This is a genomic window from Hymenobacter arcticus (genome assembly GCF_054779975.1).
Genome location: NZ_BAAGXF010000026.1, coordinates 1 through 21,823, shown reverse-complemented (window position 1 = coordinate 21,823; position 21,823 = coordinate 1). Strand labels below are relative to the sequence as shown.

The window sequence follows — 21,823 nt, the reverse complement described above, 5'->3', positions numbered from 1 at the left end:
GTAAAAATAATAAATGAGCATTCCCTTTATGACCAAACACTTGTGTTTTTATGTTTTTTTTCTGGCGTTCTATTCATGTCAAAGCCAAAAAAACATTTCATATGTCAACCCCAATAAGCTCTTACAAGGCTACCACGGAGCTACTACCCAGCACGAGCTATTCAAAGCCAAAGCCCAAAGCTGGCAGAAACGCGTCGATTCGCTCAGCACGGAATTGCAAGCCGTAAGCAAAGCGCGGGCAAGTTCCTAAAACTATTGACCGGTTTGACAGTGGGGGAGGCGTTAAAGCTGAGCAAGACCATGTCCACTTTCACAGCGGAGATGCTCTTAATATTGATGGCACATGGAAGCATGGGTTCAAAGAATTAACCAAAGCTGAAAAAATATTTTTACAAGACAATGGCTGGACACTACCTAAATAATGCTTCTTATTACTCGGATATACTCCGAAAATGGTCAAAGAATGTCATTCAGTATCAACTATGGAATAGGTCTTCTGATATTCATCTAGATGAAATAGATAGCACTTTTAAAAATGATAATGAATGGATAGACGCAAGCATTTTTATGCTGAATTTAACATTCAAATTAATAGATATAAGTAAGTACAGCTTGCTTTTAGTGATTCCTTTTGCCTACACTGAAGAATCCACTAATGTGTCTTTAATAAACAAAGAATTTGCAAGTAATAGGTTAGATACTACTCCACCTTCTATTTACTTATTTCCTTTAGAACATAAAAATCTCTTAAGTACTTTAAACAAAGCTGTTTTTATAAAAAACTCTGGGTTTGACAAAAATTTTAAAGTATATTTTGAAGAGCATAAAGAAGCAAATGAATATTTTGGATTCTTATACATAACTAAATAAACACATGAGTATTTTGTTTTTTAGGAAAATTTTACATTTTTTTGTTTTTACATTTCCATTATTCTTGTATTCGTGCTCTACCTCAAAAGAAATTATTGGATACGTTAACCCTAACAAACTCCTCCAAGGCTACCACGGTGCCACTATCCAACACGAGCTATTCCAAGCCAAAGCCCGCGACTGGCAGCTACGCATCGACTCGCTCGGCACCGAGCTACAAGCCCTGCGCCAAGCCCCGGCGGCCACCCGCACCGCCAAGGAACAGCAACTGCTCCAGTACCGCGAAGCCATCCAGCAGCGGGCGCAGCAGGAAAACCAGCGCCTGACCCAGGCCGTGCTGGCCGAGATAAACGCCTACCTCAAGCAGTACGGCAAGCAGCAGGGCTACACCTTCATCCTCGGGGCCACCGACACCGGTAATATCGTGTACGCCGCCGACGAGGCCGACATTACCGACGAGGTACTCAAAGGCCTCAATGAGCAATACGACCGCCAACACCCAGCAGCTGCTAAATGATGCACGCCGCCTGCTTTTCTGCGCCGCTAGCCCGCCAGCTGGCCCTGGCTCTATTGGGGCTGGTCATGACTGGCTGCACCGGCTCGCTTACCCAACCCCAGTACCTGGCCTACCTCGCCGACCCCGCCCACGGCCTCACCCACACCCAGGAGGTGAATGGCACCGCCGTTACCTGCGGCTATCGCCCCCCTGACCTCCTGGTGAGCCAGGAGCTCGCCTCTGGTAGCGCGCAAGCAACGCCAGCGCTGGTCGATTCGTTGCGGCGCACCTACGCTGGCAAGCTTTACTGCACCCTGGCCCTGGCCCGCGACAGTACCGAGTTGGAAGCCGCCGTGAGCCGTGACGAAAATGCCCTGACCCAGACGCTGAGCTACCTGAGTAACGGCATTGCTCGGGATGTGTACGTACGGGGCCTGGGCCAGCCCGACTCCACAGCCGCGCTGGCCGCAGCCTACACCCGCCAGTACGGCAACACGGGCCGTTCCACGGTGCTGCTCGTCTTTGCAGTCCCGCAGCTGAAGGTGAGCCGGGGCTTCACCCTCACCTACCGCGATACCCAGTTTGGGCTGGGGCCGGTCCACTTCGTGTTTACGGCTCAAGCGCTGGGGCGGCTACCAGCTCTGCAGTTATAACGCGCAGACCTATTCGCCTTTATGAGCCAGCCTGATGCGGCACAGTCAGTTTTTGCCAGTTGTCTTAATTAGTATCCCCTTCGTTTTATGTTGTTTCGTAACCGCACGCTCGTGCGTGGCTTGGCCTGCTTCCTGCTGCTGGAAACCCTAACTACGGTAGCCGCCCCAAGCATAAGCTTGGCCATGATGGGCCCGGGCCAACCCGAGTTTACCAGCTACGAGGCCAGTGGCTCGCCCGATTTAGTCAACCTGACCACGGGCGACTTCACCTACAACATCCCCGTGCTGGATGTGCCAGGACCGGAGCGTGGCTTCTCACTGCCGCTCACCTACCGCGCCGGCATCAAGCTGGAGCAGGAGGCCTCCTGGGTAGGGCTGGGCTGGTCGCTCAACGCGGGGGCCATCGCCCGCTCGCTCACCGGCTACCCCGACGACGCAGACGGTGAGCTGATGAAGAGTACCTACAACCAGAAGATTTCCCGGGGCTGGCAAGGGGGCGTGCCCGGCGTGCTGGAACTAGGCTGGGACGTGAATACCGGCCACAGTGGCTCGGCCAGTCTTATTGGCTTGATTGGCCTGGGCTGGAGTGGGGGCGGTATCAGTTCCGGCAGTTTAGTGGGCGTACACGCGGATAAGGATGGGGTAACAGCCAACGTCGTAGAGATGGCCGCCGCCGCGGTGACGATTGCCACGCTAGGCGCAACTGGGTCACTGTCAGCCTTGGCGGGCTCCGCTGCTTCCCAACTGGGGTCGGACGTAGGCATGGGTACAGCGGCGTCCGTGCTGCTGGGCAAAGCCAGTAGTACCAGTGGCGGCTTCAACGAGCCAACTGTCAACACCGAGAAGGGCTTTCTGCACACCAACTACTGGGTATTCTACAACGACCAGAAGTCGGAGTTCATGTACGGCTCCCTACACTTCGCCGACATGAGCCAGCGTACTAAGAACCAGCGCAACGCGGATAACCCAAGCCCCTATATCTATGAAAGGTCCAGTAGCTTCGGGGTAGGTAAGTCGCCGGAGTTTGATAATCAATATTATAGTAATAGCTCCGGCACCTTTCAGTCGAGTCCAGGAGCCGACCTCTACCAACCCCACGGCAAGAAGAGTGACTACTGGGCGGACAACTCTGAGCCCATCAGCATCGCCCACGACGACTTTTCGGTTATGGGGGGTAACATTTCGGGCAGCATCCGTCCCTACCGCTTGGAGGTAGGTAGCCTCTCTTTTCCTTACCAAGGGTTGGGTGAGCATCACCGTTTTGCGGCCATTCCTTATTTGAATGACTATAAGGTGCCCTTTCGCTACGATAACAGCCTCTCTAATAGTTATACGTATCACCAGTTCACTCCTTCTGCCGCAACGACTGCCAATGTGGTAGGCATTGATGGCTATCAGCAGCCCTATAATTCCTCTTGGACGGGAGGACTCATTTTGCGTGACCCTAGCCTCTCCGGCTCTGCTCTTCGCACCGAAGATGTTCGCAAAGGCGTTGTGAACCACAGTACTGGCGCGGAGCAGGATAATCAGCGGCGGTTAGTCCAAGGCAAGGACATCCGGTGGTTTACCAACGAGGAAATCCTGAAGCAATACCAGAACTCTGCCGATGGCAACGGGACACTGCTGGAGGTGAATCACCCCCTACCTAAAGAAGTAGATGTGCCCGGCGATATCATCGACTATACCTCCTGTTCGGACCCTAACGACCCTTATTGCCAGCCGGAACCTATTTATGCCAATTCAACTAAAGCTGTACAAAATAATCCCTGGCGGGTAACGTTGCCGGGCAAGGGGGTAGGGGCGTTTGCCATCACAGCCGAGGATGGCACAACTTACCATTATTCGCTGCCAGTGTATCACTACACCCAGTTCAGTAAGTCGTACCAGCGGCAGAAGCCAGACGGTGCCGAGTCGGCGGGGGTATCGACCCAAACCATCGGGCCGCGTAACTGGGACGCATTAGGCGGCGGTTACGCTACTACCTGGCTGCTGACGGCAATTACTTCCTCCGACTATGTAGACCGGGGCACCTTGGGCACGGTAGACGATACGGACTGGGGTGGCTGGGTACGCTTTGACTACGGCAAGTTTGCGAGCGCGTATAAGTGGCGTCAGCCCTACTTGGGCGAGAGCTACGCACCTGATAGTTACAATGATGCCTCTTTTTCCGAAGGTTATAAAGAAACTTACTACCTCAACACGATTCACACCCGTAGCCACACGGCCCTTTTTCTGAAGAGCGTGCGCAATGACGCCCGGGCGCATTACCAGGCCGAGGGCTACTTGGGTATCGCCGAAGACCGTCCTTCCTCTTCGCTCCGGCTCGATGAAATCGTGCTGCTCAACAACGAAGACTGGCAGAAGCTGCAAACGGTGAATGGCATCCGTTCGGCCACCGATACAGGAAGCGACATACCGGCCTTATTCACTACCACCCCTACGGGTGGCACGCAGGTGAACCCTAAAGCGAACGGCGCTGGCTTCGATGCTGCCGAATTACGGCCGGGTGACACTTACCAGGCCGTGCTAGACCAGCACGACGTAGATGCGGACAGCCGGATTCGCGCCTTTTTGTATCAGCAAGCTCAAAAGCGGGTAGTCTTCAACTATAGCTATCGCCTGTGTGGTAGTACCCCCAACTCCTTTACTTCGGCTACGGCTGCCCCTTCCTGGGATGAGACGCAATTCTCCTGTACCCGCACCGGTAAATTGACCCTGGAAAGCCTCTCAACCTACGGTCCGGCCAGCACAAAGCTAGCGCCCGACTTCAAATTCACTTACGGGTATAATCCAGACTATCAGAAGAATAACTGGGATGGATTTGGCATGTATAAAAGCGGGGTCAGTGTCAATACGGACCCTAGCGCCGCGAACAAGACCAAGCCCCTGGATAGCCACCAGGTCAGCCCTGACTTTGCCACCGCCACGCAGGATGGCTCGGCCTGGTCGCTCACGGAAATAACTTCGCCACTGGGCGGCCAGACCCACATTACGTACGAGCGTGACCAATACGGAAAGGTATCGGAGTATGGCCTGGGTACGCCCAGCATTAGTAATACGGACGGTACAAACGTATTCACTGCTACGGGTTTACCCTCTGGCACCGTGCTAAGCGATATTCTACAGGCAGGCGACGTACTGGACGGACAGCTGGACTACACGTACGTTTACCAGTGTCAATATTATGGCGATTGTGGACGTACTACAGATGAATGGTGCCCAAATGACACGTACTGTGGCGCCTCTAGTGGTGCGAACGCGCGCATTCGCGTGACCAACATATCCGGCAACACGATTACCATTGACCCGCGGGACATCCCAGAGCCGAACTGTACGGACCCTGAAACGAGTAGCACATACCAATGTGGTTCCCGACAACCCTACTCCGCCACGCTAACCATTCCTAGCTTCCCAGTCAACCGGAATGGGGGAGATTTGCGGGTAGCGGCGATATCTACGCGCGATGAAGTAGGTCACGCGTACCAGGTACGCTACCGCTATACTTCTACTCTGCGGGGAGCCAGTAACAGCAGTGGTGTCATCTCGAAAGAACCCGCTTATGTTGTCCATGAAGAACGTCCCTTTGATAAGTGGTTTGACTATCCAGGCACCTCAGTGATGTATGGGAAGGTAAGTGTGTTACGTGGCCTATTTCACAACAATGACGCTACGGACTACTCCCAGGCAGAAGAGTATACTTTTCAGACCCCAGTCTCTGGGTTTGTACAGCCTGAGCCAAAAACAAGTAACTACCAGATTATCTCTGCTGGTGACAGGGGAACTGTTTATAGCCACGGGTGGCGGGCTGTGGATGGGTATCGCAATGCCACCACAGTTAATCTGGGAATGATTGGGCAGCCCCTAGCCATTCGGAAGCTTAACCGCCGGGGAGAAGTAGAAAGCAGTACGGCATTTGAGTACAGTAATACGCTCCCTAACTCAGATGGCCAGGCAAAGCAGGGCTACTTTACGGAAGGGGTACTTACCAACGAGCTACTCGGAGCAGACAAATATTTCTATCGCATTAATCGTTCGACCAAGACATACGTGCCGACGGTACTGGTCGCCACCACGACCAAAACCAACGGGATAAGCACGCGTTCCCAACAGGAGAAATATGACTTCTTCACGGGTAACGTCGTAGAATCCTCTTTCCGCAACTATCTGGGTGACCTTTACCGCTCCAAAGTAGTGCCGGCCTACACGTTGCCTATTTACGCTGCCATGGGCCCTAGCAGTGAGCAAAGTGCGCACCGCAATATGCTTACGCAAGAAGCTGCGTCCTACGTATACAAGGTACGGCCAGGCGGTGGGCAATCAGTCGTAACGGCGAGCGTGCAAACCTGGAGTAACAATTGGGCTATGTACCGGGGCTACGATGCCACCGCCGATGCGTATGTTGACCAAGCGGATGACCCTCTCCCCATCTGGCGCCTCAGCGAAAGTTACCTGTGGAACTCCGCCCAGTTGAATACGGATGGCACATATGCCGATGCCAGTTTTAGGGACTTTGACTGGACGCGCACGCCCCTGGCTGCGCAACCTGCTGCCTGGCTGAAGGCGGGCGAGTTTACGCGTTATGACCACTATTCTAAGCCCTTGGAATCGAAGGACCTTAACGGACAATATGTATCACGCAAACTTGGTTACCGGCATACGCAACGTTTGGTAACGGCTGCCAACGCCCGTTACACGGAGGTAGCCTATTCGGGTGCCGAGGATGTGGTAGACCACGGCAACGGTGTACTACATTTCGGGGGTGAAGTTCGGGATGGCGGCCGTCGCACGTCCCTTCAGCATCACACCGGGCTGTATTCAACGCAGTTGAAGACTGGGGAAACAGGCTTTACGTACAAGGCGAAGCTTGGTAGTGAAGTGCGCGGGGGACAGAAATACCGCCTCAGCTGCTGGGTCCATCAATCAGACGTAGGCCGCCAGGGGCAGCTATATGCACAGGTAGATGGCCAGGACCTGGGGGTGGCTTCCATCGCTTCTAGCAACACGAAACAGGCAGGGGAGTGGTATCTGGTTTCATTGCTGATGGATGTCCCAACTAACGGGCAGCAATTAACTGTGGGCTGTCGAGCAGGGCAAACAGGTACTACACCAGTTTTCGTGGATGATTTTCGCTTCCAGCCCGTGCTAGCTCCTACTACGGCTTACGTGTATGACCCAGCTACTGCGCAACTAACCTATGTATTGGATAACGATAACCTCTTCACGCATTATGAACATGATGCGGCCGGCAAGGTAAATCGTATCTCGAAGGAGGTACTTACAAGCCCGGGCAGCCCGCAGCCCGCCGAGAGGCGGGTGAAAGAATATGCCTACAATTTTGCGCAGATGCCGACACCAAATTGGCTGCCTACTGGCGTCACAACATGGGTACAGGCGGTAGGAGGAACTACTAATCAGCGGCAACATGAGGAGCGCGATATCAATCCGCGTAGCACCAGTTACAATACAACTAAGAATGTAGTAGACGGGGCATTCCCTAATTGTGCTACTTGCACCGGCCCAAATAAGCAATGGCGGAACGGCATCTGCGTAACCCGAACGAGAGTATGCCAAGGAACACTGCCTGATGACTGTAATCACACCAAAAATAGGTGTCCATATACTAATGTATATGTTTATAAATACTCAGATGGTACACAAAGCGAGCCCTTTGAGTTACTCGAAGGCTTTTCATGTAAAACAATGGAATAGAAACTCGTTTGACGAGACAATGTCCTCTATTCAGGAGCTATGTGCTGACTGTAGGCTTACCTGAAAGGCAGGCCAGTCTAAACTAGGGCCAGATATTCTTTGAAGAAGGAACGAATCACTTGGTTAAACCAGCTGGGGCCCTGCCGGGTCAGTTGCGAGCAGGCGCTGGACGGTGGTAGCGTGAAAGGCCCCACCCCGTCGGGTACGATAGCCTGCCCCGTTAAGCCGATTAGCAATTTCCCATAACGTCCATCCCTGGGCCCGCAAGAGGTCCGCGAGCATGGCCGCCTGCTGGTTCGCGGGGTGCTCCCGCGCATTGCGCTGCATAGTGGCCTGCCCTTGCTGGGTAATAGCCGTGGTCATGTTCTGGGGATTGCCCAGCCGGAAACCTCGCGCCTTCTTGGCGGTGAGCGCATCTTTGGTGCGTTTAGAAATCGTCTCGCGCTCGTGCTGGGCGAGCACGGCGAATAGCCCCACGGTAAGCGTATTGGCGTCGGGCATGTCGCAGCAGACGAAGTCCACCCCCGAGTCGCGCAGGGCCAGAATGAAGCTGGCATTGCGGCTAAGTCGGTCGAGCTTGGCGATGAGCAGGGTGCTCCCCACCCGCCGGGCCTCGGCCATGGCAGCCAGTAGCTGCGGGCGCTGGTTCTTCTTCCCACTCTCGATTTCGACGTACTCAGTCAGCAGTTGCGTAGGGTCGACGACGAAAGCCCGCACCGCCGCTTGTTGAGCTTCGAGGCCTAGCCCGGAGACTCCCTGCTTTTGAGTGGAGACCCGATAATAAGGAGTGTAGGTCGGCAGTGGGGTCATAGTACAAAAAGCGCAGTACAAAAGCCCCCTTCATGGGGCAATATGGTAAAAGTACGCGAATTTTACATATTAGCAACGACCGTTTAACTTTTGTGACAAACACCCAAACGGGAGTAGTTTTGCCTCCATGACGAAATATGTGGCCTACTTCCGGGTGAGTACCGTCCGCCAAGGCCAGTCTGGGCTCGGGCTCGAAGCCCAGCAAGCGGCGGTGCAGAATTTCCTGCGCGGTGACGCGACGTTGGTGAGCACCTTTCTCGAAATTGAGAGTGGCAAGAAAAACGAGCGGCCGCAATTGCAGGCGGCCATTGCTCGCGCTCGGCAAGAAGATGCCGTACTGCTCGTAGCGAAGTTGGACCGGCTTGCTCGGAACGTGGCGTTTCTCGCGACGCTCATGGAAAGTCGGGTGCGCTTCCAAGCGGTCGACTTACCGGCAGCTGATGAGTTTACGTTGCACATCATGGCGGCCGTAGCGCAGAAAGAAGCTTCGGCGATTTCCACCCGTACTCGCGATGCCTTAGCGGCCAAGAAGGCCCGCGGGGCGCAGCTAGGTACGCCGGCTAATTTGACTCAGGCCGCCCGGGAGAAATCCTGGGTTGCCATGACGCAGAATGCGCAAGCCAATCTGAATAATCGGCAGGCGGCGCAGCTGGCCGCGCTGTTGCGGGCGACGGGGGCCACGTTGCGCGCCATTGCCGAACATCTCAATCAGTCAGGTTATCGCACGCGGTACGGGAAAGCATTTCATCCCATGGGTGTGCAACGCCTACTGCCCAAACCGACACAGTAAGCTGTTTACGTGCAGCAAGGTTTCCTTTACAAGATGTAAAAGGGGACGGAGGGGATCTCAATAATTTACGCCTTATTGAGCACCTGTGACCAATATTAAGTTAGCAAACGGGCCAGGATGCTACTTTCTGCTGTTGTCAGCAAGCCTCTCGTGCTAGGTGGTGGGCACCTGCTAGTGGCCGTTAAGCAGGGCGCTATCTTACTGAAGAGAAACAACTAAATCACCGTCTGGAGCGAGTGCTCCACAGCCCTGGACTCTCCGCTCCAACGGGGTGGACTAGCGAGTCCAAATAGCGTATGTTTGCGCAAAAACTGCCTATGCAGGCTGGAAACAGCCCTAACTGGGTCTAATAGCCCATGCGGGCGTACTTGTTTTTTGCCGCTACTTCGCCGCCTCTTATTTGCCTTATTCTTATGGCTGACGACCGCTCTAAAAAGATTCTGGATACGGCCCTCTGGCGCTTCGCTTTGCAGGGTGTGCACGCCACTAAAACGGCTGAGATTGCCTCCCTCGCCGGCGTGGGGGTGGGCACGCTCTTTCGCACCTTCCCTAATAAAGAAGCCCTGCTGCAAGCCACCTACGAGCACGCTATCCAGCGCCTCACCACCCCGCTGCAAACCGGGGCCGGTGAGGCCCAGCGCAACGAGTACTTGCACCAGCAGCTCGAACGCTGGTGGCAGCTGACGGCGCAGGCCGCCCTGGCCTATCCCGAGGCCTTTGACTTGTGGCGGCTCGTGCGCACCATGCCGCGTGCCGCCCTGCCGGTGGAGCCCCTGCTGGGGCCCTTCGTCGCCGTGCCGGCCTTAGTAGCAGAAGCCTTCGCCCGCAGCACTTGGTATGCCGAGAAGGGGCTACCGCTGCCGGTGCTCACGGCCTCGCTGGCCGCGCAGTGGACAGCCGCCGTTGATGTCGTACTCACCGACCGGGCCTGCCAGACCGATGTGGCGTTGCGCGAACGCGTACTGCGGCAAGCCTACCAGGGCTGGTGGCAGAGTCTGGGCCTGTCGACCTCCCTATCGGCCGCGTGGCAGGCCACGCCGAGCAAGCCCCGCCCAAAGCCCAAGCCGGAAACCCCGTTCTGGGCGCACCTGCTGCACGCCGTGGTGACGCAGGCTACTCAGCCCGCTGCGTCAACAATCCCCCTGACTACGCCGCGCGGATTGGCGCTAGGCAACGCTTCGCCGGTACTCGCTCAAGACGAGATGCCGTAGCATTAACGAGGATAAGGGTAGGCAAAACCCGACCCTATTTAACGTATCAGAAATTATAAGACACTGAAATGTCTATTTTTGAATCTGCCAAGTTTGAGGCTAGGGTCGTCAGGGCACCCACTTAAGCCGTGTAAGAAGGCACTCGATCCATTCACCACCCGTGAGCACTTTCTATCAACTCCACGACCCGTCCCTGGAATCGCAGTGGCGTGCCATCATCCTGTTTGGGAAGAACTCGGCCACGTACAAGTTTGCCTTTGCGCAGGCGCTGCTTGAACTTGTTGGCACAGAAACGACGACTATCCCGCTGGCCGACTTAGCCGAGCCCTTCTCCCGGCATTTGGTGCGTCACTTACAGCAGCATGACAAGCAAGGCAGTGCCTCGTCCAGCAGGTTTCTCACAGCCTGCCGCCGCTTTATCGCCCAAGAGCTCTCACAGGCCGACCTGCTAGCCCAAACCGAAAAGCTGGGCTTTATAAATGTGGTTGACGCCTTCCAAGTCGTTAACAGTGGCCTGATTCCCCGCCCGTTTTACGAGAAGCACTTGGTTAACGGTAAGCCGCAACTGGTGCTTACAGATGTGCTGTTACAACTTAAAGACTCGTTTCACTTTCAGAACTTTGCCCGCGAAGCTGATGCGCGATGGCAACTAGTTGAAACAGCGTGGAACCTGCAGCTTAACCCGAATCTGCTGGAAGTGCAGTATGATGAGCTACACGATCTATTCTTTGTAGAGCACCGTTTATTGAGGCGCGTCAATATCACCTCGGTGCGCGAAGCGCTCAATGGCTATCAGAAAGGCAAGTGCTTCTACAGCTTTCAGGATATCTCCGTTAATCCTGGCTCACCTACGCTATGCCAGGTCGACCATTTCCTACCTCACCTCAACAAGCGAGCGCATTTGCCAGCCAATATCAACGGGGTGTGGAACCTGGTGCTGGCTGACCGCGCTATCAACAACGCGAAGAGTGCCCGCGTCCCGGAGTTGCGCTTCTTGCAGCGCCTGTATCAACGCAATGAATTTTTGATCGCCAGCAAGCACCCCTTAGCCGAGACGATCATCAACCAGACAGGTGGGACGCCCCAGCAGCGACAACACTTCCTACGCCAGCACTACCAACTAGCGCTCGATCACACGCTGCATCGCTGGGCGCCAGCTACAGAGTTACCCGCTACGTTTTAAAGAAGAGCTCCTTCGAACGTACTGAGCCGGGGAATCGTGGTCCCCGGTTCCCGTGCCCAGCCCGCCGCCAGGGTCACGACCCGCTGGCTGCGCCGTACATCGCCCAGGGCAACCCCACCAAAATGTGTGTGCGCCCACTATTGCGCCTCGCCAAATTGCGTCGAAATGCTCATTGCGCAAACTACCGCCTACGTGCAAAAAAAGCGCCGACCTACCGGCCGACGCTTTTCGAGTTTTGGGTAAGGACAAGTCGAGTTACGGTGGGGCTTTTTTGGCACTACATAGCAAAGAAATTTTGTCTGTGAATTTCCTGGCCGTGATGAAGATGCCGGTCCCGACCGCGCTGGTTAACCCGTTGGATGTGCTTGGTCGATTGAGCTAGATGCTGTGTAGTGCAACTAGTCAGCAGCAGCAGGAGAAATACAGCTTTCATAATCAATGGTGCTCAGTCTATCTAGCTACTTACGAAAAACCACGCCGAGAGAATAAATTAAACCATGCCCACCACCTACAAAGCATCCGACTGCACCCGCGCCCAACGCCGTTGTACTGAGCTAGCCGAACTAAACCCTAAGTGGCCCCAGGCGCGGGTACGGAATGCGGTGGCGCGGGAGATGGGGGTGCAGACTACTACACTTCGGTATTTATTGAGACAGGCGGAGGCGTGAAAAAGCTACGGCTAGGGTGGGCGCGGCTATGCCTATTTATCCTTCTTATAAGTCCCAATTAAAACCTTCAACACTTCTTTGAGGTCATGCGTCTCGGCCTTGCTCCTCTCCAATTCAACTGTAGATTCTCCTTTCTGCAATTTAAAATTGCGCTCTACCAAAGACATGTCCTTTATAAGAATAGACACATCATCTTTGCTGCCATTCTTTACTGCTAGCTCAATAGCTACTGCCTTTACTTCGAGATTAGTTAATTCGTTCTGATAATATTTTATCTCGTGCAGATTAGCACGATATAGTTTTAAAAAAAAGAATGAGAAAAACTCAATAAATATCACTAAGCTAAGTCTAGGCACAAAATGAAAAAGGGCTAATTTTATATCTGGTGAGTTAAAATTTTCATGCACTATAAAGTAACTTAGTGAAGATAATGCTGCTATAGTAACAGTGCTACCTATTCCTAGATTAATATTAGCTCTTCTTGACAATTGCTCTATCTCTTTTTTTAATCTTTCTATAGCATCGTCTATTTTCTGATATGATACATTTGCTTTTGCCTTCTTCTTAATTGATTTTATCTTATCATTATAGCTTTCATCTTTAATAAATTTTTCATAAATTTTTATCAATTCTTCTTCTATTAATACTGATTCTTTTTCCTCAATCGTTGCATGAGTATACTCATTTTTTATGCCTTTAAGGTTAGATATTGCTTTTATAGCTTCATTTTGCCTTGATACTACAGCTTGTTCAGTTTCCCGTATAAGCTCTTTTACTTTCTCATCAAACTTTGACTGGTTGTTGTCTAAGTAATTTACAATTAATATAAATATTGTAATTAGTACTGACCCTGCTAATACAAGTATGTCCTCCAGTTTAGCTTGCTTTAGGATATCTGGGATTCCGGGTTTTATTAAAGTAAATATTTTAATAAAAGCAGCAAGAATAATTATAGCTAGTAATGGTATACCATTAAATTTTGTATCTTTAAGGGCCTGGGAAAGCGTTTTAATAAGAAAGACGCTGCTAGTCTCTAATTTTTTCTTAGCACTTTGTGGTTGATTTTCCGGTGTAGTCGGCATAGGTACAATAAATTATTAAAGGTCCACCAAGCTACGAAAAAGCCCCGACGTTTCGGGGTGGGGGCATCAGGATTTAGTAGAAGGATGAAAGGGTAATTAAGGAGAAGATAGGGATTGGATTAATAAAACTGAGCATGACCGCACTACCCAACTGCTACCAAAGACACGGTTACCGATAGGGGCGCAAATGGGCTCAGTAGTTCATTTTGTATGCTTACTTCAGCGGTTGGAGAATTAGTTGGTTGCACAAAACTGCCACCTATCCAATCACAAGTCATCTCTATACTTGCTGGTATTTTATCGCTCGCAAATTTTAGCGTAACGTTAGCAACAAGATGATAAACGCTACCTGTCGGGTAGGTACCGAAAAACTTTGCAGATTGCTTCCATGGGATGAATGTACTTGGCGGAGGTCCCGCGCCCTCGCCTCCCTGCCATAGTATATTTGGGTCTAGTCCTACTACAGTATCCCCATAAATTGCTTGTACTGTAAGGAAGATAGATGTTAAGGCGTTTGCTGAAGCAACCTCTTGCTCGCTCATAATAGGAAAACTGTTTGTTGAGTTCGCAATCTTACGCACTTTTTTTAATATTCTGAGATGCCCCACATAGCTCGCTAGCCGCGAATCCTGGCGCAAGCGCGGGAGCAAGGGAAGAATTTAGGACTGGGAATGCTTGACCCCGCCTGTGGCGCGGGTAGCATTGTGACCGATAACAGAAGCCCGCCCAAAGGCCCAGCGCCCGCCTGGCGCCGGCTGGGTCTTTGGGCGCTTGCAGCCCGCGGCGCACCGATTGGCGGCGAACACCAGCAGGGCAGCGGCGAGGTAGAGCAGCCAGCGGCGGCGGCGCTGCTGGGCGCGAATTATATCGCGGGGGTGCAAGGGCATGGGTGGCTAGGGCCGGGTGTCTTTTTGAGCTAATCTTTTATCCAAGCCTCAATTTTGGCTATCAATCCGGCCCGTAGCTGTTCCGGCGTATCGTAGATGATATGCGGGTAATGGTTGGTATCAAAGTGTGAGTCTTTGAACTCATCACCTCGACAGGTGTAAATGACCTTTAGCCCACGGCCTAGAGCATAGCCAGCCTCAAAGTATACGCCTTTCTTGTGCTGGGTGAAGTCGGCTATACAAAAGCGGCTGCGCTTGATGCCGGCAATGATGGCATCATTGATTGTCTGCTCTGCGTCGGGGTGGTACTCGTCCACGCGGAACGGCTCGAAGCCAGTGGCTTCACAGGCTGGCCTAATAGCATCGGTGTAGAGATGTTTTACCGAGTCATCGAATGACATAGCAATGAAACAGAGTGAGGATTTTGCTTGTTGCTGCTCCAAAGAAGCAGCGTATGATAATCCTTTATAAGTCAATCTGGCATAAGTTATACCAGCCATCCCACTATTAGATACAATTAATCCATCATCTTGAAGCGCATTTAGATAAAAGCTAGCCTCTCCTATGCTTCTGAAGTACATCCTCTTATATGCTATTGGCATATGAATTTCTACGCCGGCGCTATCTTCAGGCTGTCGCTTGGCAATGTAAAGCAGCAGATTATCCAACTTCTCCTTAGGAGTATGCGGCAGGCTGACCGCTGCAAGCTTTTGCTGAAGCAAAGGAAGACTAATTACTTCGTTACCTTCTATGCGAATGTGATTATTAAGCCATGCGCCCTGTACAAAATCTTTTATTCTTTGGTAATCTTCACTTTGTGCATTACCATAGAGAAATTCGTGTTCTATAAAAAACACTAAACTTCCTTTATAATCATAGGTTGGTAGCTCAACTGCCAGCGCAGTGGGGCTTATCCCCCATTTTTCTCTGTCAGTAATTCTATTGATAATGGAGCCAGTAACAGCTTGGTCGTTGAATGGATTTATTGGCTCAAGCATATTTACGATGTTGAAGTGAGCCTACAAGCTACGAAAAAGCCCCGACTGTTGAGTGTAGGGGCTTAAGGTAGTAGTAACCAGGAAGGGTAGCTAGAGAGCGGGTGAGGTCGCAGCCATAAGAAAGGCAAAGCCGAAGGGCGTTATTCGAATGAAGTCTACTCCTGGTCCTAACGAGTTATAGCGAGGGGGAGGCGTTAAGGGGTGGGTGCTTTGTATATCCTGCTGCCCAGCACTCACGCATACTCCTAAACGAGTCAAGTTGCTTGTCACTAGCAGAAGCCGTTGCGGCGTTAAAGGAGCAACTTGTGGTAAGAGTTGGGTTATAGCAAGGTAGCCGGATTTGAGCGATTTGGGGTGAGCTTCTATTGTCGCCAACGCTTCTAACACGCGCGCGTCTTCCGGCGTAAGCTGGCGCAGCACCTCAATAAAACCAGGCAACACGGGTGCTTGCTGGACGGGGTCGGCCGCATTTGCTAATAGCGCTGCCCACTTCTCGGCTAGGGTAGGCTCATCTTCTAGCGAAGCCGCGTCGAGCAGCGGCAGCAGCACCTTGAGTGGCACGGTTTGGGGCTCTCGCCCGGCTTCAGCTAGTAATTTATCAGCCCCGGCCAGCACGGCACTGCCGTTCTTAGCTCGCCAGCCCTTTACATAGTCACGGCCAATCTCACCTAGCTCTTCGACTGCTGGGCCAAGCACTTTTGCTAGAAAGGGCTTGGCCGCCTTATAGGTCGCTGCAACGGCAGCCGTACTGGGGGCGTGCTCGATAGCCGTAGTGAGAATGGTGGCAATGGGGTCGGTCATAGTAGGTGGGGCTAAGGCTGACAAGGTATGAAAAAGCCCCGGCTCCTGTGGAGTGGCGGGGCTTTTTGATGAGTCTTTGGAAAGTAATAAGCAAAAAAAAGACCGCTTTAGCGGCCTTTAGTTTTTTTGCTTCCTCGGGGAATGCCTTTTTAAAGTATTCCCAGTCTGGAACGGATACCTGATACATCATGAATATCTCCTCAACTGGTCGACTACTCCTGATTATCATAGAGATAGCTGCTTTTACCTTGAGAAAGAACTGACGCTCCTTCGACAATTCCATGTCGTAGAGCGGGTCATGCGCTTGACTGAAAGTCGCCATAAGTGCTTTTTGACTATGAGTTAGGGTAAAGGTACTCTTCAAAAACGGATACCTGCTCTGCGTCGTGCAAATCTAGTACCGCATCCCATTGTGTTCCCACTAACAACTTCTCGCCAAAAGGAGTTTGTGACCATTCCCATATACGAAAGGGAGTGTTGTCAGGATGCGACGCATAGAATTGCTCCGCCTCGTCTGTGAGTATAGCAATAAATCTCAAGTCAATACCCCGTTCTCCTCCTTGTTCTAAGATATTAAAAACCTCCCATTTTTTAACAGCATCAAACCCGTACCTGGCCAAAGCATAACCGCCCCCTTTATCGCCAGCAATAGCATCGATATAATCAACGCCGGCAGCCTTGTATTGCTTGTAATAAGGGCGTATCAGGTCCCGGGATAACCCTTTGCGCTGCAAAGAAGGGGGCAGAATCATTTCTTCGTGAGAAGCGCGCCGCCCCGTGGGGGATGGATTCTTAAGAATACGTCGCAAGCTCAGTGGCTCTTCATCAGTCCCTGCATCATAATAGTGCTCAATGTGTAGGCTGCCTGCGCGGGTAGTGCCAATTTGGATTCTAGTCCATTCACCCCGTTCGAATAGCCATTTAGTAGCTACTGCCTCTAACTCGCTGAGTATTTGTTCTAAGTCGAACCCCGAATATTGATTTTCTAAAAAGGCGCTTATTCCTTCCTCATCAGAAGCGAAGAACACTCCCTTTTGTCTCCAGCGGTTGAAATCCATTAAATTTTGCTTGTGTGCTAAGCTCCTTCCTTTCTTCCGCTTATGAGCGACAAAAGCAAAACTAAGCGAGGCAGATGGTGAATTTGTTAGACCTTGTATAGGAGGTCTAAATTATTCTACTCCTAAGCGGCGGGCTTCGTCGAGTAGCAGTAGGCGCACTAGGGGCTATGGTTTCACTACGCGCTGAAACAGCCCAACAGTGCTTACCGGAAAGACCTGATAACCTACTAATTCCCAACCACGCCCATTAAGATAGTTATAAGCTTGAGCCTCGGAATCATATGTATGCAACTGGGCCGCCTCTTCAGCTAGACGACTATCTACTGTAGGCGCTTTTTTAGACTCTTGGCCGTAAGCCATTTCAATAGACTGGGCAAAACTTCCAAAGCCTCGCAACGAAGTATACACACGGCAAAATTGCTTCGTTGTAGAAGGAGCGTTTTGGGCTTGAGTCGATAAGCCTGCTAGCAGTAGTCCAGCAGTAAGTAATACATCTTTCATACCTGCGAAGGTATAGGCCAGTTTACTCGACTCCCAGGCGGCGGGGTAACAATAAGGGGTCAACAAAAGCTACCCCACTGTGAGCGCAAGCAAAACCAGTGCTAAGAAGCCCACCAGCAGCAGGTAGCCTGCTCGACTGGCTTTGCCTCCCGTCGTTTTCTTATCCGTGCCGAACGCAATCTTTCCTAAGAGGAGCGTCAATAGCGCCACTACGCCAAGTATCGCCAGCACGAAGTAGCCAAAAATTTCTAAAGCAGCCGTTTCGTTTAGCAGGAAGGGCATGGGGTATACTGAGGTAGTAAGTTAACTACTCTACATTTAGGCGGCTGGGTAACAATAAGCAAGGTAGCAAAAAGAAGACCCAGCTCCTGTGGGGTGGGGCTTCTTTTTACAAGGTGCTGTAATCCTACTCCACCGTCAGACGCAGGGCAGGTGCTACCCCAGCCCGCACCAGATACAGCCCACTCGGCAGGGCCAACGTTGCGCTACCCGTGGCATCAGCCTGGGTGGTGAGCACCAGGCTACCTAGCGTGTTGTAGACCTGAACGGGGACACTAGCGGTCGCGCCGCTGAGTGTGGCGGCGTGGTGGGCCGGGTTAGGATAGAGCGTCAGGCTCACCCCGGCTACGGCTACGGTGCGCACGGGGGAATAGGCGCTTTTGCCATCCTGGTCTACTTGCCGCAAGCGGTAGTACACTAGGCCCACGGCGTAGCGGGTCAGCTTCTCGTCGGTGTACCCATACTGCTGGGCTAGCTGGGTGGTGCCGTGCCCGGCCACGTTGGCCAGCTTCGTGAAGGTGCGCCCATCGACGCTGGCTTCTACTTCAAAATGGTCGTTGTTGAGCTCGCCGGCGGTGCGCCACGTTAGGCGAGCAGCGCTGCCGGTAGCTTGGGCCGTAAAGGTGGTTAGTGTAATGGGTAGCGGGGCTATGGGTGTGATGGTGAGTAAGCCATTGCCAACTTTCGTTGCCACGCTGTAGATGGGACCGCTGTCCGCCATCGCCCACGACGAGCCACCCCCGCCGCCTACGTAGTCGTTGAAATAATTGGCGCTGCCGCCCCCGCCGCCATAGTAGCCGCCCCCGCCGCCGCCACCAAAATTATAATCAGGATCCTGGCCGCGTCCAGCGGCGCCGCCCGTGCCCTCGCTGCCCGAAAACGCCCCGTCGGTGCCGGCTCCCGGCCCCACCTGCGTGGCCCCCTGGCCGGGGCTGCCTCCCCCATTGCCAGCCACTTCCCCATTGTCCCCGGTAGGTGCCCCACCGTTGCCGCCGGTGCCAGGGCTAGAGGAGCTGCCGCCGCCACCGCCGGCCACCAGCAGCGCATTGCGGCTGGCCAAGTAGTCGCCGGTGCTCGTGCCGGTGCGCCGCAGGTCGGTAGCCCCGCCCCCGCCCCCGCCGCCGTGGCCCCTGCCGTCGTCGGTGCCGGCTCCGCCGCCGTTGAAGCCTCCATCGTATACGGCGGTGGTTCTCCTGCCATCATCCGTGGTGCCCTGGCCGCCCACCTGCACTGTGAGTACCTCGCCGGGCTTGACAGTCACCGTCGCCTGCACCCGCCCCCCAAATGAGTAGGTAGAGGTAGATTGGGTGAGACTACCCAGCAGCCCCCCGCTGGCGCCCGTAGCCACTACCCGCAGGCTGGTAACCCCAGCCGGCACGATGTAGGTGTAACTGCCGGGGACGGAGAAGATGGTGGCTTGAGCCCGGGCGGTGCCAGGCGTGGCTAGCAGCGCGACTACGGTCGTTGCGAGCAGGAAAAAGTAAGTGTGCTTCATAGAAGGGATAGGTAAAGACACAAAAAACCTACTGCTCTGCTGCGACTAGGCTCGGCAGGTCGGTATGTACGCTTCCTGTACGCTTCCCGAAGAATGAACCAGATTGAGTCGGAGGCAAATTAATTTGAAGAAGCATTGCTCAGCAGCCAAGTGTCCTATAATTTCTTATCTGTAAAGTTGAGCACCAGAAAGCTGCTACCCCAGCCATTGTGTTGCGCCTCCTAGCTCGGACAACTCCCCTAGCCGGCCCGCAGCCTACGGGCGCCTTAGCTAGGGTACCCCCAGCACCTACTTTAGGGGGCTACTTAGTAGGCCTACTGTAGGGCTAGCGGAGGTAGCTCATAATCTACTTAACATCAGTTGTTTATACCGAAAAGTAGGGGGTCAAAGTAGGGGGCTAAACCAGGGGTGGTTTAGCCCCCTACTTTGACCCCCTACTTAGTAGGCCTACTGTAGGCCCCCAGTAGCTACTTACTATCCCACAAACAGGTGCCGACCAGGTGCCGACCAGGTGCCGACATCTTGGCGCATTGTCTCGTCCGGCTATAGCTATACAGGTGGAAGAGATAATCCGGCCTGCGCTTTACAGGCCAGGCTGGTAATCCGGATTGAACTTTACAAGCAGGTAAGATAGGTCGCGATTTTTCTACTGTCGCTTGCGTCGGCTGTCAAGTAGCGGCCGGCTGATAGTAATTTTTCCAGCGCCGTACCAGCGGCCCTTCTTGCACGTGTGCCTGACTTGGTGTGAGAAAGTCGCAGCTGCCGTGTGGGCGCATCTCGTTGTAGGCCCGCACCGCCTGGGCCACCAGCGCGTCAGCCTGCGCAAAACTGGGCAGCGTATTGCCCAAGCCGAATTCCTCTTTTAAGATGCCGTTGACGCGTTCAGCCACGGCATTTTCGTAGGGATCGCCGTGCTGCGTCATGCTCACGGCTACCCCGTGGCTTTCCAGTAGGCCCACGTACTCGCGGGCCGCGTATTGCAAGCCCCGGTCAGAGTGGTGAATGAGTGGCTGCAGCAGCTGGGTGCGGGCGGCCAGGGCCTGGTGCAGGGCAGCCAAGGTGCCGTGCACCGATAGGTCGGGGTACAGGCACGCGCCCACAATTTTGTGGGAGTGCAGGTCGGTAATCAGGCTCAGGTAACTCCAGCCAGTAAGCAGGCGCACATACGTAATGTCACTGACCCAGACCTGTTCAGCCCGGCTCACGCGCAGGTGCTCGATCAGGTTGGGCCGGCGCAACAGGGGCAAGCAGGTCTGGGTCGTGACGACGCGCCGTTTGCGGCGGCGGATGAGCAGGCCGTGGTCAGCTAGCAGGGCAAACAGATAATCCCGGCCTACGCGGAACGCGTGCTCGCCTAAACGGGGCAAGAGCATAAAGTGCAGCTTGCGCGTGCCCAAGCAGGGCAATTCGCGGCGGATGTCGGCTACCAGCGCCAGCACCAAGCCAGCGAGTAGTGCCTGGGCCGTAGCCCGGCGCTGCTGGTCGTAAAATGCGTTTCGGGTCTTGCCAAACAGTCCGCAGAGCGTACCCACCCCCAGGTGCGGGTACTTCTGGCGCATTACTACGACGGCTTGGCACCAGCCTTTTTTCGAATGTCGATGCCATAGGTAACCTCGGCTTGGTCAATGAGCGTGTGCAGCGCTTCGAGCTGCCACTGTGTGTGGCGTAGCTGCGCGGCTAATGCGGTTGCTGGGCTAGCGGCCGGGGGGGCTGGTAGGCTTGGGGGAGCACTCGCCGCTGCTTGCTGGGCGCTCACCCACGCCCGTAAGGTGCTTTTCAGCCGCAGCCCATACTTCAGTAGGGCCTCGTCCTCGCTCAAGCGGCCGGCTAGTAGCTCGCGGACAATCTGGTGTTTCTGACTAGCAGTGAAGGACTTGCGGCGCATCTGGGAATATACGGCCGTACCATACTGTTTCAGCCAGACCCGGAGCGTTGTCTGCCCGATGCCCAGCTGCTGACGCACATGGCATTGCGCTACGCCCGCCTCGACCAAGCGCACGGCTTCTTGGCGGAAGCTAATAGCATAATTCTCATTCCGAGCCCGGCGTGGGGGCTGCTCAACTTCGGTCATACAGCAAGGGGATGATGTAAAGCCCTAGCCGGACGAGACACTGCGCGAATCCTGGCCTATGCATGGCATACGTAACGGGGCTGTTCGGGCTGTTTGTGGGGCTGTTCGGGCTGTTTGTGGGGCTGTTCGGGCTGTTTGTGGGGCTGTTCGGGCTGTTTGCGGGGCTGTTCGGGCTGTTTGCGGAGCTGTTCGGGCTGTTTGCGGGGCTGTTCGGGCTGTTTGCGGGGCTGTTCGGGCTGTTTGCGGGGCTGTTCGGGCTGT

At 53.7% G+C, this 21,823-nt stretch carries 19 protein-coding genes and 1 pseudogene; 8 read left to right on the top strand and 12 right to left on the bottom strand.

Annotated features, from left to right (window positions below):
* The first annotated feature begins 399 nt into the window (after nucleotides 1-399).
* The 4 genes from ACYVGC_RS23870 to ACYVGC_RS23855 all read left to right on the top strand — a co-directional run bounded on the left by ACYVGC_RS23870 (nucleotide 400) and on the right by ACYVGC_RS23855 (nucleotide 7,728).
* Nucleotides 400-870, top strand: coding sequence for a hypothetical protein (locus ACYVGC_RS23870; protein ID WP_460586357.1), 471 nt, complete (start codon nucleotides 400-402; stop codon nucleotides 868-870).
* Nucleotides 871-934: 64 nt separating this feature from the next.
* Nucleotides 935-1,387, top strand: a complete 453-nt coding sequence (locus tag ACYVGC_RS23865) for an OmpH/Skp family outer membrane protein (RefSeq protein ID WP_460586356.1) — start codon at nucleotides 935-937, stop codon at nucleotides 1,385-1,387.
* Entirely contained in the window at nucleotides 1,384-2,019 is a 636-nt protein-coding gene (locus ACYVGC_RS23860; RefSeq protein ID WP_460586355.1) for a hypothetical protein, read from the top strand. The genes ACYVGC_RS23865 and ACYVGC_RS23860 overlap by 4 nt, the downstream gene beginning before the upstream one ends.
* 87 nt (nucleotides 2,020-2,106) lie before the next feature.
* Complete coding sequence (locus ACYVGC_RS23855; protein ID WP_460586354.1) at nucleotides 2,107-7,728, top strand: RHS repeat domain-containing protein; 5,622 nt, start codon at nucleotides 2,107-2,109, stop codon at nucleotides 7,726-7,728.
* A gap of 123 nt (nucleotides 7,729-7,851) precedes the next feature.
* On the opposite strand, the gene ACYVGC_RS23850 is transcribed toward ACYVGC_RS23855, so the two are convergent.
* Nucleotides 7,852-8,538: a recombinase family protein gene (locus tag ACYVGC_RS23850; RefSeq protein WP_460586353.1), complete on the bottom strand. Its 687-nt coding sequence runs from the start codon at nucleotides 8,536-8,538 to the stop codon at nucleotides 7,852-7,854.
* 127 nt (nucleotides 8,539-8,665) lie between these two features.
* Here ACYVGC_RS23850 and ACYVGC_RS23845 point away from each other — a divergent pair, with 127 nt between their 5' ends.
* The 3 genes from ACYVGC_RS23845 (at nucleotide 8,666) to ACYVGC_RS23835 (ending at nucleotide 11,722) form a co-directional block, all read left to right on the top strand.
* Complete coding sequence (locus ACYVGC_RS23845; protein ID WP_460586352.1) at nucleotides 8,666-9,328, top strand: recombinase family protein; 663 nt, start codon at nucleotides 8,666-8,668, stop codon at nucleotides 9,326-9,328.
* Nucleotides 9,329-9,741: 413 nt separating this feature from the next.
* Nucleotides 9,742-10,539 (top strand): TetR/AcrR family transcriptional regulator, encoded by a 798-nt coding sequence (locus tag ACYVGC_RS23840; RefSeq protein WP_460586351.1) that lies wholly within the window; start codon nucleotides 9,742-9,744, stop codon nucleotides 10,537-10,539.
* Nucleotides 10,540-10,699: 160 nt separating this feature from the next.
* A complete protein-coding gene (locus ACYVGC_RS23835) occupies nucleotides 10,700-11,722 on the top strand; it encodes an HNH endonuclease family protein (RefSeq protein ID WP_460586350.1) in 1,023 nt (340 codons plus the stop codon).
* Here ACYVGC_RS23835 and ACYVGC_RS23830 read toward each other — a convergent pair.
* From ACYVGC_RS23830 to ACYVGC_RS23780, 11 genes and pseudogenes are all read right to left on the bottom strand, one after another.
* Nucleotides 11,719-11,847 (bottom strand): annotated as a pseudogene (locus ACYVGC_RS23830) (IS4/Tn5 family transposase DNA-binding protein); the annotation flags it as partial. The gene ACYVGC_RS23835 and the pseudogene ACYVGC_RS23830 overlap by 4 nt on opposite strands.
* Nucleotides 11,848-12,422: 575 nt before the next feature.
* A complete protein-coding gene (locus ACYVGC_RS23825; protein WP_460586349.1) occupies nucleotides 12,423-13,472 on the bottom strand; it encodes a hypothetical protein in 1,050 nt (349 codons plus the stop codon).
* A gap of 659 nt (nucleotides 13,473-14,131) precedes the next feature.
* The gene (locus tag ACYVGC_RS23820) at nucleotides 14,132-14,359 is read right to left on the bottom strand and encodes a hypothetical protein (protein WP_460586348.1); all 228 of its coding nucleotides are present in this window, start codon (nucleotides 14,357-14,359) and stop codon (nucleotides 14,132-14,134) included.
* A gap of 29 nt (nucleotides 14,360-14,388) precedes the next feature.
* Nucleotides 14,389-15,357 (bottom strand): hypothetical protein, encoded by a 969-nt coding sequence (locus ACYVGC_RS23815; protein WP_460586347.1) that lies wholly within the window; start codon nucleotides 15,355-15,357, stop codon nucleotides 14,389-14,391.
* Between the two features lie 90 nt (nucleotides 15,358-15,447).
* Nucleotides 15,448-16,158: an Abi-alpha family protein gene (locus ACYVGC_RS23810; RefSeq protein WP_460586346.1), complete on the bottom strand. Its 711-nt coding sequence runs from the start codon at nucleotides 16,156-16,158 to the stop codon at nucleotides 15,448-15,450.
* 335 nt (nucleotides 16,159-16,493) lie between these two features.
* Nucleotides 16,494-17,216, bottom strand: a complete 723-nt coding sequence (locus ACYVGC_RS23805) for a hypothetical protein (protein ID WP_460586345.1) — start codon at nucleotides 17,214-17,216, stop codon at nucleotides 16,494-16,496.
* 165 nt (nucleotides 17,217-17,381) lie between these two features.
* Nucleotides 17,382-17,717 (bottom strand): hypothetical protein, encoded by a 336-nt coding sequence (locus ACYVGC_RS23800; protein WP_460586344.1) that lies wholly within the window; start codon nucleotides 17,715-17,717, stop codon nucleotides 17,382-17,384.
* 69 nt (nucleotides 17,718-17,786) lie between these two features.
* Nucleotides 17,787-17,999 (bottom strand): hypothetical protein, encoded by a 213-nt coding sequence (locus tag ACYVGC_RS23795; RefSeq protein WP_460586343.1) that lies wholly within the window; start codon nucleotides 17,997-17,999, stop codon nucleotides 17,787-17,789.
* A gap of 124 nt (nucleotides 18,000-18,123) precedes the next feature.
* A complete protein-coding gene (locus ACYVGC_RS23790; RefSeq protein ID WP_460586342.1) occupies nucleotides 18,124-19,491 on the bottom strand; it encodes a T9SS type A sorting domain-containing protein in 1,368 nt (455 codons plus the stop codon).
* A gap of 668 nt (nucleotides 19,492-20,159) precedes the next feature.
* Complete coding sequence (locus ACYVGC_RS23785; protein ID WP_460586341.1) at nucleotides 20,160-21,050, bottom strand: IS3 family transposase; 891 nt, start codon at nucleotides 21,048-21,050, stop codon at nucleotides 20,160-20,162.
* Between the two features lie 2 nt (nucleotides 21,051-21,052).
* Nucleotides 21,053-21,562: a transposase gene (locus ACYVGC_RS23780; RefSeq protein WP_460586340.1), complete on the bottom strand. Its 510-nt coding sequence runs from the start codon at nucleotides 21,560-21,562 to the stop codon at nucleotides 21,053-21,055.
* 62 nt (nucleotides 21,563-21,624) lie between these two features.
* On the opposite strand from ACYVGC_RS23780, the gene ACYVGC_RS23775 reads away from it, so the two are divergent.
* A partial coding sequence (locus ACYVGC_RS23775; RefSeq protein ID WP_460586339.1) for a hypothetical protein occupies nucleotides 21,625-21,823 on the top strand: 199 nt, incomplete at its 3' end.

Excerpts from the sequence above, each read along its gene's own strand:
- ACYVGC_RS23805 (WP_460586345.1), bottom strand. The coding sequence starts at position 17,216 with ATGGATTTCAACCGCTGGAGACAAAAGGGAGTGTTCTTCGCTTCTGAT.
- ACYVGC_RS23820 (WP_460586348.1), bottom strand. The coding sequence starts at position 14,359 with ATGCCCTTGCACCCCCGCGATATAATTCGCGCCCAGCAGCGCCGCCGC.
- ACYVGC_RS23785 (WP_460586341.1), bottom strand. The coding sequence starts at position 21,050 with ATGCGCCAGAAGTACCCGCACCTGGGGGTGGGTACGCTCTGCGGACTG.
- ACYVGC_RS23870 (WP_460586357.1), top strand. The coding sequence starts at position 400 with ATGGCTGGACACTACCTAAATAATGCTTCTTATTACTCGGATATACTC.
- ACYVGC_RS23860 (WP_460586355.1), top strand. The coding sequence starts at position 1,384 with ATGATGCACGCCGCCTGCTTTTCTGCGCCGCTAGCCCGCCAGCTGGCC.
- ACYVGC_RS23795 (WP_460586343.1), bottom strand. The coding sequence starts at position 17,999 with ATGCCCTTCCTGCTAAACGAAACGGCTGCTTTAGAAATTTTTGGCTAC.
- ACYVGC_RS23855 (WP_460586354.1), top strand. The coding sequence starts at position 2,107 with ATGTTGTTTCGTAACCGCACGCTCGTGCGTGGCTTGGCCTGCTTCCTG.
- ACYVGC_RS23850 (WP_460586353.1), bottom strand. The coding sequence starts at position 8,538 with ATGACCCCACTGCCGACCTACACTCCTTATTATCGGGTCTCCACTCAA.
- ACYVGC_RS23825 (WP_460586349.1), bottom strand. The coding sequence starts at position 13,472 with ATGCCGACTACACCGGAAAATCAACCACAAAGTGCTAAGAAAAAATTA.
- ACYVGC_RS23840 (WP_460586351.1), top strand. The coding sequence starts at position 9,742 with ATGGCTGACGACCGCTCTAAAAAGATTCTGGATACGGCCCTCTGGCGC.
- ACYVGC_RS23845 (WP_460586352.1), top strand. The coding sequence starts at position 8,666 with ATGACGAAATATGTGGCCTACTTCCGGGTGAGTACCGTCCGCCAAGGC.
- ACYVGC_RS23810 (WP_460586346.1), bottom strand. The coding sequence starts at position 16,158 with ATGACCGACCCCATTGCCACCATTCTCACTACGGCTATCGAGCACGCC.
- ACYVGC_RS23800 (WP_460586344.1), bottom strand. The coding sequence starts at position 17,717 with ATGAAAGATGTATTACTTACTGCTGGACTACTGCTAGCAGGCTTATCG.
- ACYVGC_RS23790 (WP_460586342.1), bottom strand. The coding sequence starts at position 19,491 with ATGAAGCACACTTACTTTTTCCTGCTCGCAACGACCGTAGTCGCGCTG.
- ACYVGC_RS23815 (WP_460586347.1), bottom strand. The coding sequence starts at position 15,357 with ATGCTTGAGCCAATAAATCCATTCAACGACCAAGCTGTTACTGGCTCC.
- ACYVGC_RS23780 (WP_460586340.1), bottom strand. The coding sequence starts at position 21,562 with ATGACCGAAGTTGAGCAGCCCCCACGCCGGGCTCGGAATGAGAATTAT.